The following is a 13,724-nucleotide window of genomic DNA, read 5'->3' as shown; positions in this document are numbered from 1 at the left end:
GAGGTCATCGCCATGTGCGAGCTGTACGTCAAGGCCGACCCGATTCTCTACGAATCGCGCTCGCGCTCCCTGCGCATCTGCGGCGTCGTCACCACCTTGCGCCTGGAGAACCAGTTCTGGGACATCCTCAGCGAGATCGCCAGTGTGGATGGCATGACCACCAATCAACTGATCACCAAGCTGTACGAGGAAGTCATGGACTACCGCGGCGAGGTGGTGAATTTTGCGTCGTTCCTGCGCGTCAGCTGTACCCGCTACTTGAGCAAGCAGCGGGTACCGGCGGCGGAGTTGAGCCTGGTGCGCAACCGCTAGGTTAGAAGAACCGCGTCACGCTGATCTTCGCATCCCGCCCCTTGGTGTAGGCACGGTCGCCGCTCAGGGCCGGACGGAAGTTGTTGTTGAACATGTTGTCCAGCGTGAAGTTGACCTCGGTGCCTTTCAGGTAAGCCTGCTGCGGCTTCCATTTGGCGAACAAGCCCTGGGTGTTGTAGCGCTTGTTGCCGTACTGGTCGTAGAACAAGTCGCCGACGCTGGAGCCCGGGCCGCCGGAGTATTTGTCGCTGGGCAGGCGGTCGGTCGCGCCGACGAACTGCCCCATCCAGCCCACTTGGGCATCCCAGGCCGGAATGTTGGTACCCAGCACCAGCACCCATTTGGTTGGCGGAATATCACGCGCCGATACGTCCGGCCCCCAAGGGTTGGTGTAGGCACCTTCGTGTTGGCCGGTGGCGTAGGCGAACGACACGGAGCCAAACAGGTAGGTCGAGTTATAGAAAGACTCGACCTCGAAGCCTTTGATGGTCAGGCCGCCAATGTTGCGGTAGTTGGACATCGCGCCTGGCGGGCAGGCGGTGGAAATGGTGCCGCCGTTGACGGCCTGGTTCTGGCAGCCGACGCCGGTTGCCTTGAAAATTTCGTCTTCGACTTTGTTGTGGAACAGGGTGGTGCGCACCTGCAGGTTGTCGTCCTGGGCGATCAGGTTGTCGAAGCTGGTGATGTTACCCACGGTGATCGACGTGATGCGTTCCGGGTCGAGATCGACGCTGGTGGCGGTACGGCTGCCCAGGCCTTGTACTTCGTACTGCTCGTCGATGACCGGCGCGCGCCAGGTCTGGCTCCAGTTGGCGAACAGTCCGACGTTCGGGGTGACGGTCCAGAACAGCGCCAGGCGCGGCGACCAACCGGTGTAGGTGCGGTCGCTGTAGTCATGGCCGATGGCCGGATCGGGGTTGCTGTAGTACGGCGCATCGTTGGCCTCGCCACGGTTGCGCACATGGTCGTAGCGCAGGGACGGGGTGATGGTCACGTCGCCAACCGTCACTGCATCCTGGATAAAGAAGCTGTTGGTATCGACCTTGCCGTGGGGCATGAAGCCCGGCTGGAAATGCCCGTAGTTGTAGCGCGCGGTGTTGTAGGTGGCACCGGGCATCCACATCTCGGTTTCGCGAATGTGCTTGCGGATCTGCCCACCGAGTGTCACTGCATGCTGCAATGGGCCGGTGTCAAACAGGCTGACGTTGCGGATGTCGAGGTTCTTGTCGGTGTAGGACGTGTCCATCTTGCGCCCGCCGCTGGCCAGCTGGAAAAACGCCGTGGCGTCACGCTCGTCGGTCTGGTCGGTATTGGACTGCGAGTACTTGACGGTCAGGTCCACCAGCGGGTTGTCCAGGGGCTGGTATTCATACTTGCCCGACCAAGTGGTGTCGACGGTGTCGCGGTTGGCTAGAAAACGCTTAAGCGCACCTTCGTAGCCGTAGCGGTCGATGTTGGTCTGGGTCGGCGGCGTCGGGTAGCTCGCGGCGGAAAACGGCGTCCAGCGATTGCTGTGGGAGCGCGAGTAAGACAGGCCCACACTGTGCTCATCGGTGATGTGTGCATTGACCTTGAACAGCTTGCCGTCCACATCTTGCGCGGTATTCGGCAGGCGCTGGGGGTTGATCGGGTATTGGTTGTTTTCGTTGGGCAGTTTGGCGGCCACTTTCATGTCGCCGCCGTCGCGCTGGGTCAGGTACGCCAGTGCATCGAACCGGCCATCGTCGGTGCGGCCATACACGGCGCCGCTGTAGACCTGTTCGTGGTCGTTGCTGGAGTAACCATATTTGAGCATCGCGCCGCTGTTGCGGCCGTCCTTGAGCAGGTCCGGGGCATCCTTGGTGGTCATGTTCACCGTGCCGCCAAAACCGCCGTTGCCGGTGAAGGGCGAGTTGGGGCCTTTCTCCACCTCGATGCTTTTGATCAGCTCGGGCTCGATGAACACGGTGCCTTGCTGGTAGCGCTCGAAGCCGCTCTTGGTGGCGCCGTCGACGGTCAGCGGAACGTCTTCGGCATCGCCGAACCCGCGAATGTTGATGGTCTGGCCACCGGGTTTCAGCGAGCCGCCCTGGCTGACGCCGGGCAGGGTCTGCAGCAGGCTGGGGATGTTGTTGGCCTGGTAGCGGTCGATGTCGGCCTGGCTCAGGGTGGAACGGCCTACGGTGCTGGAGTCGACCTCGGTACCGGTGCCGATCACGCTGAGGGTTTCCAACTGAATCGCGCCGCTGTGCGTGGTCTTGCCCTCATCGGGGCGCACAACGTAGGTGCTGCCAACCTTGATCAGGGTGAACTCGCCATTTTGCAGGAGGTTGCGGATCGCCACTTCCGGGGTGAAATCACCGTTGAGCGCCGGTGCCTGGACGTTCTTGAGCAGTGTTTCATCGAACAGCAGTTGGATTTTTGCCTGCTGCGCCACTTGGCTCAGGGACGTGGCCAGCAACTGGGCGGGCAGTTGCAGCTTGAACGACTCGGCCTGGGCGCTGACGCTGAAGGCCAGGCACGTAGCAATGAGCGTGGGTCGAAGAAACAGATGCGAAGCGTGGCAAGGCGCGCGAAACATGAAATCCCCCGGGGTGGCTAAATAGCCAAAAAGGTGTGCGTATCAAACACAGTCAGGAGGAAGACGGGGCAGGCAAAAAAATCCACACATGCGAATGCAAAATATTCTCATATGTGGCGCTTGGGGTTTATTTGCTGGATTCTATTCTGACCACGCCATCGGCCGAGGTCACGGTTTTCACCGGCAACAGGGCGGGCAGGGCGTTGAGCAGAGCGTCGGGATCATTCACATCAAGGTTGCCCGACACCTTCAATTGCGCCACCGAACTGCTGACCTGCAGCGGAGCCTGGGGGCGGTAAAGACTCAGTTCATCGATCAGGCTGGCCAGTTCGCGATTGCGAAACGACAAGTGCCCGCTGCGCCAATCGGCGACTTCTTCGGCGGTGAGGGTTTGCTGCTGCAACGTGCCTTTGGCGTAGCTGTAGGTGGCGCGTTGCTGGGCACCGAGCAGGGTCGCCGGGGTTTTGGGGGCCGGCTCGAATGCCACCTGGCCATGGGCAACGCTGACCACCAACTGCTGCTGGCTGCGGCGCACATCAAAACCGGTGCCCACCACCCGCACATTCGCCTCGCCGGCTTGCACGTAGAGCGGCCGTTCCTTGTCGGCGGCCACTTCGATGTACAGCTGGCCCTTGTCCAGATGGATGATGCGTTGGTGCGCGGTGAAGTCCACACGCAGCCGGGTGTTGGCATTCACATAAACGGTGCTGCCATCGGGCAGGTTGAGCGTGCGCATGCCTTTGGCATGGGCCGCGACCTGCGTGTGATACAGCTCGCGGGGCGCGCCGATATGCGTCGCCAGCACCGCGCAGAGCAAGGCGGCGGCCACGGCCAGGGCGGGGCGCCAGATCGCGGGTCTGCGCTGGGGCAACGGCACGGGTTTGTTCAGTTGCTGCAACTGGGCCAGGTCGGCCCACAGCTGTTCGAATTCGGCATAGGCGCGGGCATGGGCGGGCTCGGCCTGCCAGGCGGCGAAGGCCTTGCGGTCGGCACGGGTCGCGTCGTTGCGGTTGCGTGCAAACCAGCTGGCGGCTTGGGCATCGATGGAGTCGCTCGCTTCGATGTCCAGGGCGTCGATGTCGCTCAGGCGGTTCATTCTGGCTGCTCCGTGCCGGGGTCGGGTTGAAGGCGTCGCTTGCAATGCAGCAGGGCAAAAGCGATGTGCTTTTCCACCATGCTGGTAGAAATGCCCATGCGCTCGGCGATCTGCGCCTGGCTCAAGCCTTCGAAGCGGTGCAGCATAAGGGCTTCTCGCCTGCGGGGCGAGAGTTCGGCGAGGACTTCTTTCAACTGTTCCAGGCGTTGCATGCGAAGCGCTGCGGCCATGGGGTCGTTTTGCTCATTAGTGACCGGCTCGGCGTCCATGTCGGCCTGATCAGCGTGGACGTTCTGCCGTACCTTCTGTTTGCGCCAGTGGTCGCGCAGCAGATTGCGCGCCATCTGGAACAGAAACGCCCGTGGCTGCTCGACCTTCGCCCGGTCGCGGTAGTCCAGCCATTGGGTAAAGACATCCTGAGTCATGTCTGCCGCGTCGCTGGCGTTGTCCGTGCGTTTGCGCAGGAAATACAGAATATCTGCATAGAACCCGCGAAAGGCATCGGCCGACAACGGGTCGGGCTTGGGACGAGACATGGATATCCTTCTTGACGAAGCACGACGTGGAAAAGTCGTGAATGATATCGAGAATTATTGCCATTTGTCTCTATGTAAAGCGCGTACTCGGTCAACGTGTGGGAGGGGCGGTGCAACGATCCGACAAGCGCCCTCGCCACAAGTCCAGTGCGCCCCCTTAACTGACTGGCATTAGTCAGTGTGGGAGCTGTGTTCAGGAAGTCAGCGTTCGACCGGCACCGACAATGCCGAATTGCCCAGTGCATGGGTGCGGGCAGCGAAGAACCGCAACTCTACCCCAGTGCCTTCAAACAACTCCGAATACCGGCGCTTCTGCTGGCGGATAAACCCGTCGCTGCGCCCCGACACCGAGATCGCCAGGGTGCTCGGTTTGGCCTGGCGAATCGCGTCCACCAGGTGATTGTCCTGCGGCCCCAGGCCATGGCCGAAGATGCACAGCGCGCCCTGATGGGTCAGCAGTTGCTCATAGCAGAACGACAGGTAATCCGAACTGCGGATGGTTTTGAGCTTCTCTTCCACCTTGCCTTCGCTGACAAACAACGGCACGTCATCGAGGGTCTTGATGGTGTTGTTGATTGCAAAACTGCTGAGCAAGGTGCTGTCGGTGGTGGGCAATTTGCGCGCCGTGCCGTCGAGGTTGCGCACCAGGTGCAGCCCGCCGTGCAGGTAGAGGATGCGCGTGGCGTCGGTGCGGGTGTTGCGCAGGTCGAAGCTTGAGTCGGCGCTGCGGAACAGGTCGTCGATGCCCGGCGTGTGCAGGATCGCCCAGTAGTTGAGCAGGTCGTAATTGCTGGTGAATACGCTGGAGTAGTTGGCCAGTTCTGCATTGATCGTCGCCAGTGTCGACGGTTGCACCAGGCGCCACGGGATGTGCACGGTGTGAATGGTGTTGATCAGCGCTTCCTTGATCGCGTAGTAGCGATTGCGCGGCGCCGCCGAGCTGACCGCCAGCGCCTTGTTGACCCGGCTGGTGGTCTTCAGCGCGCCCAGCGCCTGTTCGAAGCTGCGGGTTTGCAGCGCGTCGAACACGCTGAGTTCGGATTGGCTCAGGGGTTTTTCTTCGACGGTGCGCGCGTTTTCGAACAGCGAGTCGTAGGCAAAGTCTTCCCAAATAGTCCGGCTGGCGCCGTTGCCGATCAGAATCCCGCTGAAGTCGATGGCGCTGCGCAACGCGCTCCAGTCTTCAAGGTGGGCGTCAATATCCTGGAAATCCTTCATTGCGGCGGGTCTACTCGAAATCGGCTGGACGGCGACTTTATCACGAGCGGGCGTTGATCCTGATCAAGATGCGACGTGCAATGTAGGTTGATTCTGTAGGTATAACGCCTATGAGGATTCGCCATGAGCAGCACCTTCTTTATTCCCGCCGTCAACATCATGGGCACCGACTGCCTCGACGAAGCGATGGTTGCCATCCGCAACTACGGTTTTCGCAAGGCGTTGATCGTCACCGACGCCGGCTTGGCCAAGGCGGGCGTGGCCAGCATGATCGCCGAGAAACTGGCGATGCAGGACATCAACTCGGTGATCTACGACGGCGCCAAGCCCAACCCCAATGTGGAAAACGTCGAGAAAGGCCTGGCGCTGCTGCAACAGAGCGCCTGTGATTTTGTGGTGTCCCTGGGCGGCGGCTCGCCCCATGACTGCGCCAAGGGCATCGCGCTGTGCGCTACCAACGGCGGGCATATCGGCGACTACGAAGGCGTCGACCAATCGAGCAAACCGCAACTGCCATTGGTGGCCATCAATACCACCGCCGGCACCGCCAGCGAGATGACCCGGTTCTGCATTATCACCGACGAAACCCGTCACGTGAAAATGGCCATCGTCGACCGCAACGTCACACCGCTGATGTCGGTCAACGACCCGTCGCTGATGGTCGGCATGCCCAAGGGCCTCACCGCCGCCACCGGCATGGACGCCCTGACCCACGCCATCGAAGCCTACGTGTCCACCGCCGCCAACCCGATTACCGACGCTTGCGCGATCAAGGCCATCGAACTGATCAGCGCCAACCTGCGCCTGGCGGTACGCGACGGCACCGACAAAGCCGCGCGGGAAAACATGGCGTATGCGCAGTTCCTCGCGGGGATGGCGTTCAACAATGCATCCCTGGGGTTCGTGCATGCCATGGCCCACCAATTGGGCGGCTTGTACGACTTGCCCCACGGCGTGTGCAACGCGGTGCTGCTGCCCCATGTGCAAAGCTTCAACGCCAGCGTGTGTGCCAAACGGTTGAGCGATGTGGCCCGCGCTTTGGGCGCCGACATCAAGGGCACCTCTGCGGAAGAGGGCGCCCAGGCGGCCATCGTCGCTATTCGCACGCTGTCCCAGGACGTTGAAATTCCCGCCGGCCTGCGTGAACTGGGCGCCAAGTTGCAGGACATCCCCCTGCTGGCCACCAATGCGCTGAAGGATGCGTGTGGCTTGACTAACCCACGGCGGGCCGATCAGCGTCAGATTGAAGAGATCTTTCGCAGCGCGTTCTGATCCGTCCTGCATCGGGCGACGCACACGTACGCGCCGCCCGCCAAAGCCACACATAACAGCGCCAACGGCCACGCCTGCTGACTCACCAGCAGGCTCGCCACGCCCCAGCTCATCATCGTCAACCGGCCCGTGCGCGCCACGAAGCGATTGACCATCAACGCCCCCGCCAGATAGGCGCCACTGATCGGCCAGCCCAGCCAGCCCAGCCAGCCATGGCGGCGGGCAGGGACTGGGCGATGGCAGGTGCAGCGGGCAAATAACTGCTGATACCGACCTGGGCGAGGAAGGCTGCGCTGCACGCCAGGGCCAGGGTTGTGGTGCTTTTCAAGGGCAGGCATTTCCTATTTGGGCGCTAAGCTACTGGCGGCACGCTACAAGCTGTTAGTGTATTTGTCTTTAGCGAGCCGCATGTTGCTGGCCATTGAAGGTAAAACCTCATGAGAGTCTTGTTATTCGGTGCCACCGGCATGGTCGGCCAGGGCGTTCTGCGCGAGTGCCTGTTGGCCGCTGACGTGCAGGAAGTTGTCGCCGTCGGCCGCACGCCGCTGACCCAGGAACACGGCAAGCTGCATCAGGTGTTGCACAGCGACATGCTGGATTTCCAACCGCTGGAAAATTTGTTGCAAGGTTTTGATGCGTGTTTCTTCTGCCTTGGTGTTTCGTCGGCGGGCATGAACGAAACCCGGTACACCCACCTGACCTACGACCTGACGCTCCTCGCCGCCAGCACCCTGGCACGGCTCAATCCGCAAATGACGTTTATCTACGTGTCCGGCGCCGGTACCGACAGTTCCGAGGCGGGTAAATCGATGTGGGCGCGGATCAAGGGCAAGACCGAAAACGCGTTGCTGCGCCTGCCGTTCAAGGCGGTGTATCTGTTTCGGCCAGGGGTGATTCAGCCGCTGCATGGCGTGCGCTCGAAGACGCCGTTGTACCAATCGTTCTATAGCGTGCTCGGGCCTTTGCTCACGGTTGTGCGTCGTATAAAGCCGGGCTGGGTGGTCAGCACCGAAACCGTTGGCCGGGCGATGTTGGCGGCGGTGCGTAACGGTGTACCGCAGCCGGTGGTCGAGCAGGCGGAGATCAATCGCCTGGCCTCTGACAAACACTGAACCCAGTGGACTACGGCTGATTAGCCCGCCGTTGCCAGTGCGCGGGCCGGTGTGGCGCTGAACTGAATCAACGCCACGCCGCCAATCAACAGCAATGCTCCCAGCACACGAGGCGTTGTCAGTTGGCGCTCCACCAGACCGAACAGGCCGAAGTGGTCGAGTGCCAGCGAGGCGAGAATCTGCCCGGCCATGGCCAAGGCAATAAACCCTGAGGCGCCCAGCTTGGGCAGCAGCATCAGCGCCAGCGAGATAAAGCACACGCCAAACGCACCGCCGGCCCACATCCACAGCGGCGCCTTGGTGATGAACGCCAGGCTCGGCAACGGCAGGCGCAGTGCGATGATCACCGGCAGCAGTACGATAATGCTTACCAGCAGCGACGCCAGGGTGGCCCACAACGGGTGGCCGAGCCCGCGCCCGAGGTTGGCATTGATCGCACTTTGAAACGGCACCACGGCCCCGGCGATCACCGCCAACAGCAACACACCCGTCCAATGCAGCGTCGTCATCTCGAATCTCCCAGAGGTTTTGCTGGACTCTAGGCTATTCGTCACGCAAATTTAAATTCCAAGTTCTTATGCCGAGCATGCAGCTGATGAATGATCTGCGCCGCATCGACCTCAACCTGCTGGTGATCCTCGACGCCTTGCTAAGCGAGCAACACGTCACCCGTGCGGCCGAACGATTGCACCTGAGCCAACCGGCGGTCAGCCATGCGCTGGCGCGTTTGCGGGATTTGCTGGGTGACCCGCTGCTGGTTCGTCAGGGCGGCACCTTGGTACCAACGGCCCGCGCGCTGGAGTTGGCGACGCCGCTGGCCGAAGCCCTGGCCCAGGTGCAGGCGCTGCTGGCGCCGAACCGATTTGACCCGGCCTCGGCCAAGCGTCGGTTTCGCGTGGCGATGTCGGACTACAGCGCGGCGATTTTCCTGCCGGGGTTGGTCCGTACTTTGCGCCGCGAAGCGCCGGGTATTGACCTGCAAATCATCCAGGCCAGCCGCGAAGGTATGGTGGACGGTGTGCTCAATGGCGACATCGACCTGGCCGCCGGGGTATTTCCCGACATGCCCGCCGAACTGCGCACTACGCCGCTGTTCGAAGAGCATTACACCTGCCTGGTGGACCGCGACAGCCTGCCGGAAAACGCTGTGCTCGACTTGCCTACTTACCTGTCGCGCCCCCATGTACTGCTGGAAATGCGCGGCAGCGGCACCCCGGAAATCGAGCGGGCATTGACGGCGATTCGTCAGCGGCGGCATGTGGCGATCAGCCTGCCGCATTGGGGCGTGGCGCCGCAGTTGATCCAGGGCACGGACCTGATCCTGACGGTATCGTCGCGGGGCTTGCTCTACATCGACTCCCAACACTTGTTGGCCGTGCCGCCGCCGTTTCATATCCCGGCGTTTGCCTTTGTGCTGGCGTGGCACGCGCGACGGGGTGGGGATTCGGGGTTGCAGTGGTTGAGTGAGCGGGTGCGGGGAGTATTGAAGTAAACCGTCTCCACCTGTCGCCAGCCCGCTTTGTGGCTAGCCCGCTTTTTGTGGGGAGCGGGCTAGCCCGCTCGCCACAGTTAACCGTGTTCGGGCATGGCATCCTGTTAGGCCCGATCAACCCCAGGGCCGGTTTGGCCGCAAACCTGGCTGAGTTGGCGGTTACCGTTCGTCGCACTGGCAAGTTTTTTCTAAACCTTTGTCGCTCTGAAAATTCGAATTCAGGGCGAGGTGTATTTTCTCGCACCTATTTTTGCCCTGGAGGAACCCATCATGAGCCGCATGGCTATCCGGTTACGCACCGCCAGTTTCGCGATGCTGCTGGGCCTCGGCGCCAGCAATGCTTTCGCCCAGTCGCCCGCTGAATTCATCGAGCAGGCTTCGGCCAAAGGGATGGCCGATATCGAAACCAGTCGCATGGCCCACGCCAAAACCTCGTCCCAGGAGATCAAGGACTACACCATCGAGGTGATTAACGAGCGCACCCTGGCCAACCAGCATCTGGCGGCCATCGCCAAGAAGCTCGACCTGCCCGTGGCACCGCGCGAGAAGATCGTCGACAAAGCCGAAACGCTGATGCCCGAACTCAAGGACGGCGACTCCTTTGACGCCGCCTACGTTGCGCAGCAGGTCAAGGAAAACGAAGACGCCATCGCCCTGTTCAAGCAGGAAGGCGCAGCGTCGGCTGTACCGGAGATAAAAGCGCTGGTGGATGAGACGTTGCCCAAGCTGGAAGAACGTCTGCAAAAAGCCCGTGCCCTGGCGTCGACCTACGGTAAAGCTCATCAAGGCGACGGTTGAATTTGTGAGTTGAAATAAAAAAAACGGCGGTTGGATCAGATCCAACCGCCGTTTTTTATGCCTGGTTCAAGTCGGTCTTGGTCGGCGCCGCATCGTCGGCAGCGTGGCCGCAACTGCTGTTCAGGCTTACGCTGCCGGCATCGCCGATGCTGCGGTATTGCTGGCGCAGTTTTTCCAGTTCCTTGCGGTCCAGCCCATCCAGGCTCAACACGGCGTTTTGTGCATCCTTGGAAACGCGCAGCAGTTCATCGATCTTGATGTGCAGGATGTCGTTGTCGCGGTTTTGCGTGTTCTGGATCAGGAACACCATCAGGAAGGTGATGATGGTGGTCGAGGTATTGATGATCAGCTGCCAGGTGTCGTTGTAGTGGAAGTACGGCCCGCTCAGGCTCCACAGGAAAATCAACGCGACGGCCGCGTAGAACGTCCGGGCACTGCCTGCCCAACGGGACAGGGATTGTGAGACTGCGGAGAATTTCATGACCGTTTTTCCTAAATAGGTGGGTGATGAAATGATGGACCGCAGCGGCGCTTTGAAATTTCTTTTTACAATTGCGCGAATGAACAAAGTTATACGTTTTTGTCGCGGTCTGATTCAGAACGCCAATTGCGCTTGGCCTGTGCCTTCGAGCGCCAACAAATACTGCTTTGCTTCCAGCCCGCCGGCGAACCCAGTCAGCCCTCCCGACGCTCCAATCACCCGATGACAGGGTGCGATTATCGAGATGGGATTGCGCCCATTGGCCGCGCCCACCGCGCGTACGGCTTTTGGGTTGCCTATCTGTTGGGCGATCTGGCTGTAGCTGCGGGTTTCGCCGAAGGGAATGGTCAACAGCGCCTGCCAGACTTGCTTCTGAAAGTCAGTACCTGCGAAGTCCAGTTCCAGCTCGAACTGGTTACGGGTACCGGCGAAGTATTCCTTCAACTGGCGCTTCGCTTCCAGGAGCACGGGGTTGTCGTTGGATTCGTGCAACTCACCCAGGCGTACGCGGTTGGCACGCTCGCATTCCCACAGGATTGCGCTGAGTTTTCCATCACGCGCCACCAGGGTGAGTTCGCCGACGGGGGAGGGCATGAGTTTGTATTCGTAGGGCATGAGCGGGCTCCTCGAGATAGGACATAAAAAACTACAACGCTACCGTAGTTGCATCAGCTCAATTGAAAACTACGTTTCTTGCGATCAAATTCTGCGCCCGCTTAGAAATTCCAGTAAACCCAGTGGGAGTAGTACGCGTACGCGTAAACCCAGCCGATGTTATACACGGCCTTGAGCACTGAGCCCGTTCCCATCAAGAGTGCAGAGACGACATTCAGCGAGGTGACAATCAGCGCGAACACCGCCACTTGCCTGCTTGCATGGCGCCAGGTGAACCGCATGCCGTAAACCGACGTGATGACCGAAGCGAGCGTCAGTAACAGCCCCAGCGGGGGCTTAAGCCACAACAGGGACATCAACAATGGCAAAACCACCACCCAACCCACCACTTGGCGCAGTACGGGTTTTGGCGTGGGTTGGTTGGGTTCAAGCATTGCGGTGGTCCCGTTCTCAGAGGCTGATGAGGCGACATCATTAAGTTACGCGGTCGTCTCGGCATTCAGACTTTGCTGGGATTTTAGCTACCGATCCTGTTGCAGCACCTTGAGCGCCGCCGACGCAAGGAAGCCCGAACGGCTTTTTTCTTCTGGATGGTGCAGTACATATTCGTCGATGCGATTGAGCAAATAGCCTGGCAAGGTGATGTTGAGTTTCTGTGCCTTGCCCAGGTACTTGGTGACGTCGATGTCGACAACCGCCCAGGTGCAGCCGGCGTACTTTGGGTTGGCTGCATGCAGGGTGACTTTCTGGGCGCTCGGGATCGGCGCGCCATCTTCCGCGAGAATCTCGAAGTGCCCTTCGATGGCTTCACGGGCCATGGCCATGGCGTCGTCCAGGTCTTCACCGGCAGAGTAGCAGCCAGGAATATCCGGGACTTCCACGCCCCAGGCATGGTCCTGGTCGCCGGTTGAAATTGCGATGGGGTACAGCATGTTTGTTGTCCTCCAGGGACGGTTAACTCAGTAGAGCTTGTTTCAAAATGCTCTTGGCGGTCTTGTCCAGCAGGTCCTTCTTTGGGTGGGGAATCGTTACCAGCCCAGGCTTTGTCGGGTGCTTGTAGTGGTGATGACTGCCCCTGGTGCGTACGAGGTACCAACCGTCCGCGACAATGTGACCTATCAGATATCGGCTATCCACATCACCTCCTTGTGGTGTGTGTTGGTGGTGACTATAACCACTGAAAATAATTTATCAACACTCTACCTACCGACGGTCGATGACCGGTATTTCGGCAGGGGGTGAATGCAGTGTATGAGTGCGTGGGAATGGTGCTGCGGGGGAGGTATTGCGAGGTTTTTCGGGTTATTGCCGGATGTGTAATGACTCCCCGATAACGGCCAGAAACGCGTCAATCAATACACTTTGTCTTCCGGCAGGAGTCAGCACCAACAACGGCGCACACGCATCCACCTCCACCAACGGTCGATACGTCACGCCCTTGTTCATCAAACTCTGCGTACAGGCCGGCACCAACGCTACACCTTGTCCGGCCGCCACCAGCGCAATGATCGAGGTGATCTGCCGTCCGGTCGGCCCGGCGCGCAGGGGAACGCCGTGATGGCGGTAAAGCTGCTCGATGGACTGGTTCAACCCCGAGCCGTAATCCGCCGGAAATAGAATCAACGGGTGCGTACTGAGCTGCGCCAGGCTGACGCTGGCCTGGCTTGCCAACGGGCTGTCACTCGACACGGCTGCCACCAAGCGTTCCTCGCCCAGCGATAACGTTTGTACCTCTTTGCTGTGCGGCAACAACCGGCTCAAGCCAATATCCAATCGTCCGTCAGCCACCTGCGCCCCCAGGCTGCCGGAGGCGCATTCCACCAGGGTTAATTGCACATCGGGAAAGCGCTGGGCGAAGGCCTGGATGGCCCGGCTGAACAGATCCGACAGGGCGATTGAGCTGACGTACCCCAAGGCCAGTTGGCCCGCCGTCCCCGCAGCCAATTTTCCGGCGATCACTTGAGCCAGCTCCACCTGGTCCAGCACACCACGGGCATAGGGCAAAAACGCCCGGCCCTGGGCGGTGAGGGAAACGGTGCGGCTGGTGCGGTCGAACAGCTTGAAGCCCAGCTCCCCCTCCAGCGCGGAAATCTGCCGGGTCAACGGCGGCTGGGCCAGGTGCAGGCGCAGGGCGGCGCGGCCGAAGTGCAGTTCTTCGGCGACCGTCAGAAAGTAACGCAGCTTGCGTAGGTCGAGCATCCTGATCCTTGGGTATTGATCGGTCGGAAATCG

16 protein-coding genes and 1 pseudogene are annotated in these 13,724 nt (G+C 60.6%); 5 read left to right on the top strand and 12 right to left on the bottom strand.

The window, feature by feature from the left end; genetic code table 11:
• Positions 1-12: 12 nt before the first annotated feature.
• Positions 13-312, top strand: coding sequence for a ribbon-helix-helix domain-containing protein (locus ACR52_RS01400; RefSeq protein WP_048719664.1), 300 nt, complete (start codon positions 13-15; stop codon positions 310-312).
• A 1-nt stretch (position 313) separates the two neighbouring features.
• Here the strand turns inward: ACR52_RS01400 and ACR52_RS01395 are convergent, their stop codons facing one another.
• The 4 genes from ACR52_RS01395 to ACR52_RS01380 form a co-directional block, all read right to left on the bottom strand.
• The gene (locus tag ACR52_RS01395) at positions 314-2,872 is read right to left on the bottom strand and encodes a TonB-dependent receptor (RefSeq protein WP_048719662.1); all 2,559 of its coding nucleotides are present in this window, start codon (positions 2,870-2,872) and stop codon (positions 314-316) included.
• A 127-nt stretch (positions 2,873-2,999) separates the two neighbouring features.
• Positions 3,000-3,968, bottom strand: a complete 969-nt coding sequence (locus tag ACR52_RS01390) for a FecR family protein (protein WP_048719659.1) — start codon at positions 3,966-3,968, stop codon at positions 3,000-3,002.
• Entirely contained in the window at positions 3,965-4,504 is a 540-nt protein-coding gene (locus ACR52_RS01385) for an RNA polymerase sigma factor (protein ID WP_048719657.1), read from the bottom strand. Before ACR52_RS01385 ends, ACR52_RS01390 begins: the two co-directional genes overlap by 4 nt.
• 201 nt (positions 4,505-4,705) lie before the next feature.
• A complete protein-coding gene (locus ACR52_RS01380) occupies positions 4,706-5,722 on the bottom strand; it encodes a DUF4917 family protein (protein ID WP_048719654.1) in 1,017 nt (338 codons plus the stop codon).
• 123 nt (positions 5,723-5,845) lie between these two features.
• Between ACR52_RS01380 and yiaY the strand changes: the two genes are divergently transcribed.
• Positions 5,846-6,994 (top strand): L-threonine dehydrogenase, encoded by a 1,149-nt coding sequence (gene yiaY, locus ACR52_RS01375; RefSeq protein ID WP_048719653.1) that lies wholly within the window; start codon positions 5,846-5,848, stop codon positions 6,992-6,994.
• On the opposite strand, the pseudogene ACR52_RS28995 reads toward yiaY, so the two are convergent.
• A pseudogene (locus ACR52_RS28995) lies at positions 6,961-7,197 on the bottom strand (hypothetical protein); the annotation flags it as partial. The gene yiaY and the pseudogene ACR52_RS28995 sit on opposite strands and share 34 nt — an antisense overlap.
• Before the next feature lie 234 nt (positions 7,198-7,431).
• On the opposite strand from ACR52_RS28995, the gene ACR52_RS01365 reads away from it, so the two are divergent.
• Positions 7,432-8,106 (top strand): NAD(P)H-binding protein, encoded by a 675-nt coding sequence (locus ACR52_RS01365; protein ID WP_048719649.1) that lies wholly within the window; start codon positions 7,432-7,434, stop codon positions 8,104-8,106.
• 20 nt (positions 8,107-8,126) lie between these two features.
• Here ACR52_RS01365 and ACR52_RS01360 read toward each other — a convergent pair whose 3' ends face one another.
• Positions 8,127-8,615 carry a DMT family transporter gene (locus ACR52_RS01360; RefSeq protein ID WP_048719647.1) on the bottom strand — a complete coding sequence of 163 codons (489 nt, stop codon included), beginning with the start codon at positions 8,613-8,615 and terminating at the stop codon, positions 8,127-8,129.
• Between the two features lie 77 nt (positions 8,616-8,692).
• Here ACR52_RS01360 and ACR52_RS01355 point away from each other — a divergent pair, with 77 nt between their 5' ends.
• Together ACR52_RS01355 and ACR52_RS01350 are read left to right on the top strand one after the other, a co-directional pair.
• On the top strand, positions 8,693-9,598 hold the full coding sequence (locus tag ACR52_RS01355) for a LysR family transcriptional regulator (RefSeq protein ID WP_408003325.1): 906 nt from the start codon (positions 8,693-8,695) through the stop codon (positions 9,596-9,598).
• Positions 9,599-9,868: 270 nt separating this feature from the next.
• Complete coding sequence (locus tag ACR52_RS01350; RefSeq protein WP_048719643.1) at positions 9,869-10,396, top strand: DUF4142 domain-containing protein; 528 nt, start codon at positions 9,869-9,871, stop codon at positions 10,394-10,396.
• A 55-nt stretch (positions 10,397-10,451) separates the two neighbouring features.
• Here the strand turns inward: ACR52_RS01350 and ACR52_RS01345 are convergent, their stop codons facing one another.
• The 6 genes from ACR52_RS01345 to ACR52_RS01320 all read right to left on the bottom strand — a co-directional run bounded on the left by ACR52_RS01345 (position 10,452) and on the right by ACR52_RS01320 (position 13,691).
• A complete protein-coding gene (locus ACR52_RS01345; protein ID WP_048719641.1) occupies positions 10,452-10,877 on the bottom strand; it encodes a low affinity iron permease family protein in 426 nt (141 codons plus the stop codon).
• A 114-nt stretch (positions 10,878-10,991) separates the two neighbouring features.
• Positions 10,992-11,492, bottom strand: coding sequence for a methylated-DNA--[protein]-cysteine S-methyltransferase (locus ACR52_RS01340; protein ID WP_048719640.1), 501 nt, complete (start codon positions 11,490-11,492; stop codon positions 10,992-10,994).
• A 101-nt stretch (positions 11,493-11,593) separates the two neighbouring features.
• Complete coding sequence (locus tag ACR52_RS01335) at positions 11,594-11,926, bottom strand: hypothetical protein (RefSeq protein WP_048719639.1); 333 nt, start codon at positions 11,924-11,926, stop codon at positions 11,594-11,596.
• Between the two features lie 87 nt (positions 11,927-12,013).
• Positions 12,014-12,424, bottom strand: a complete 411-nt coding sequence (locus tag ACR52_RS01330; protein ID WP_048719638.1) for a type II toxin-antitoxin system HicB family antitoxin — start codon at positions 12,422-12,424, stop codon at positions 12,014-12,016.
• Between the two features lie 22 nt (positions 12,425-12,446).
• On the bottom strand, positions 12,447-12,629 hold the full coding sequence (locus ACR52_RS01325; protein WP_048719636.1) for a type II toxin-antitoxin system HicA family toxin: 183 nt from the start codon (positions 12,627-12,629) through the stop codon (positions 12,447-12,449).
• A 165-nt stretch (positions 12,630-12,794) separates the two neighbouring features.
• Entirely contained in the window at positions 12,795-13,691 is an 897-nt protein-coding gene (locus tag ACR52_RS01320) for a LysR family transcriptional regulator (RefSeq protein ID WP_048719634.1), read from the bottom strand.
• Between the last annotated feature and the right edge of the window lie 33 nt (positions 13,692-13,724).

The sequence above is a fragment of the Pseudomonas fildesensis genome (assembly GCF_001050345.1).
In the GTDB taxonomy this organism is placed as follows: Bacteria; Pseudomonadota; Gammaproteobacteria; order Pseudomonadales; family Pseudomonadaceae; genus Aquipseudomonas; species Aquipseudomonas fildesensis.
This window is presented reverse-complemented; position numbering and strand designations above follow the sequence as displayed.

What these genes read in the sequence shown, in the direction of transcription:
- ACR52_RS01400 (WP_048719664.1), top strand. Translation starts at nt 13, where the DNA reads ATGTGCGAGCTGTACGTCAAGGCCGACCCGATTCTCTACGAATCGCGC.
- ACR52_RS01395 (WP_048719662.1), bottom strand. Translation starts at nt 2,872, where the DNA reads ATGTTTCGCGCGCCTTGCCACGCTTCGCATCTGTTTCTTCGACCCACG.
- ACR52_RS01390 (WP_048719659.1), bottom strand. Translation starts at nt 3,968, where the DNA reads ATGAACCGCCTGAGCGACATCGACGCCCTGGACATCGAAGCGAGCGAC.
- ACR52_RS01385 (WP_048719657.1), bottom strand. Translation starts at nt 4,504, where the DNA reads ATGTCTCGTCCCAAGCCCGACCCGTTGTCGGCCGATGCCTTTCGCGGG.
- ACR52_RS01380 (WP_048719654.1), bottom strand. Translation starts at nt 5,722, where the DNA reads ATGAAGGATTTCCAGGATATTGACGCCCACCTTGAAGACTGGAGCGCG.
- yiaY (WP_048719653.1), top strand. Translation starts at nt 5,846, where the DNA reads ATGAGCAGCACCTTCTTTATTCCCGCCGTCAACATCATGGGCACCGAC.
- ACR52_RS01365 (WP_048719649.1), top strand. Translation starts at nt 7,432, where the DNA reads ATGAGAGTCTTGTTATTCGGTGCCACCGGCATGGTCGGCCAGGGCGTT.
- ACR52_RS01360 (WP_048719647.1), bottom strand. Translation starts at nt 8,615, where the DNA reads ATGACGACGCTGCATTGGACGGGTGTGTTGCTGTTGGCGGTGATCGCC.
- ACR52_RS01355 (WP_408003325.1), top strand. Translation starts at nt 8,693, where the DNA reads ATGCAGCTGATGAATGATCTGCGCCGCATCGACCTCAACCTGCTGGTG.
- ACR52_RS01350 (WP_048719643.1), top strand. Translation starts at nt 9,869, where the DNA reads ATGAGCCGCATGGCTATCCGGTTACGCACCGCCAGTTTCGCGATGCTG.
- ACR52_RS01345 (WP_048719641.1), bottom strand. Translation starts at nt 10,877, where the DNA reads ATGAAATTCTCCGCAGTCTCACAATCCCTGTCCCGTTGGGCAGGCAGT.
- ACR52_RS01340 (WP_048719640.1), bottom strand. Translation starts at nt 11,492, where the DNA reads ATGCCCTACGAATACAAACTCATGCCCTCCCCCGTCGGCGAACTCACC.
- ACR52_RS01335 (WP_048719639.1), bottom strand. Translation starts at nt 11,926, where the DNA reads ATGCTTGAACCCAACCAACCCACGCCAAAACCCGTACTGCGCCAAGTG.
- ACR52_RS01330 (WP_048719638.1), bottom strand. Translation starts at nt 12,424, where the DNA reads ATGCTGTACCCCATCGCAATTTCAACCGGCGACCAGGACCATGCCTGG.
- ACR52_RS01320 (WP_048719634.1), bottom strand. Translation starts at nt 13,691, where the DNA reads ATGCTCGACCTACGCAAGCTGCGTTACTTTCTGACGGTCGCCGAAGAA.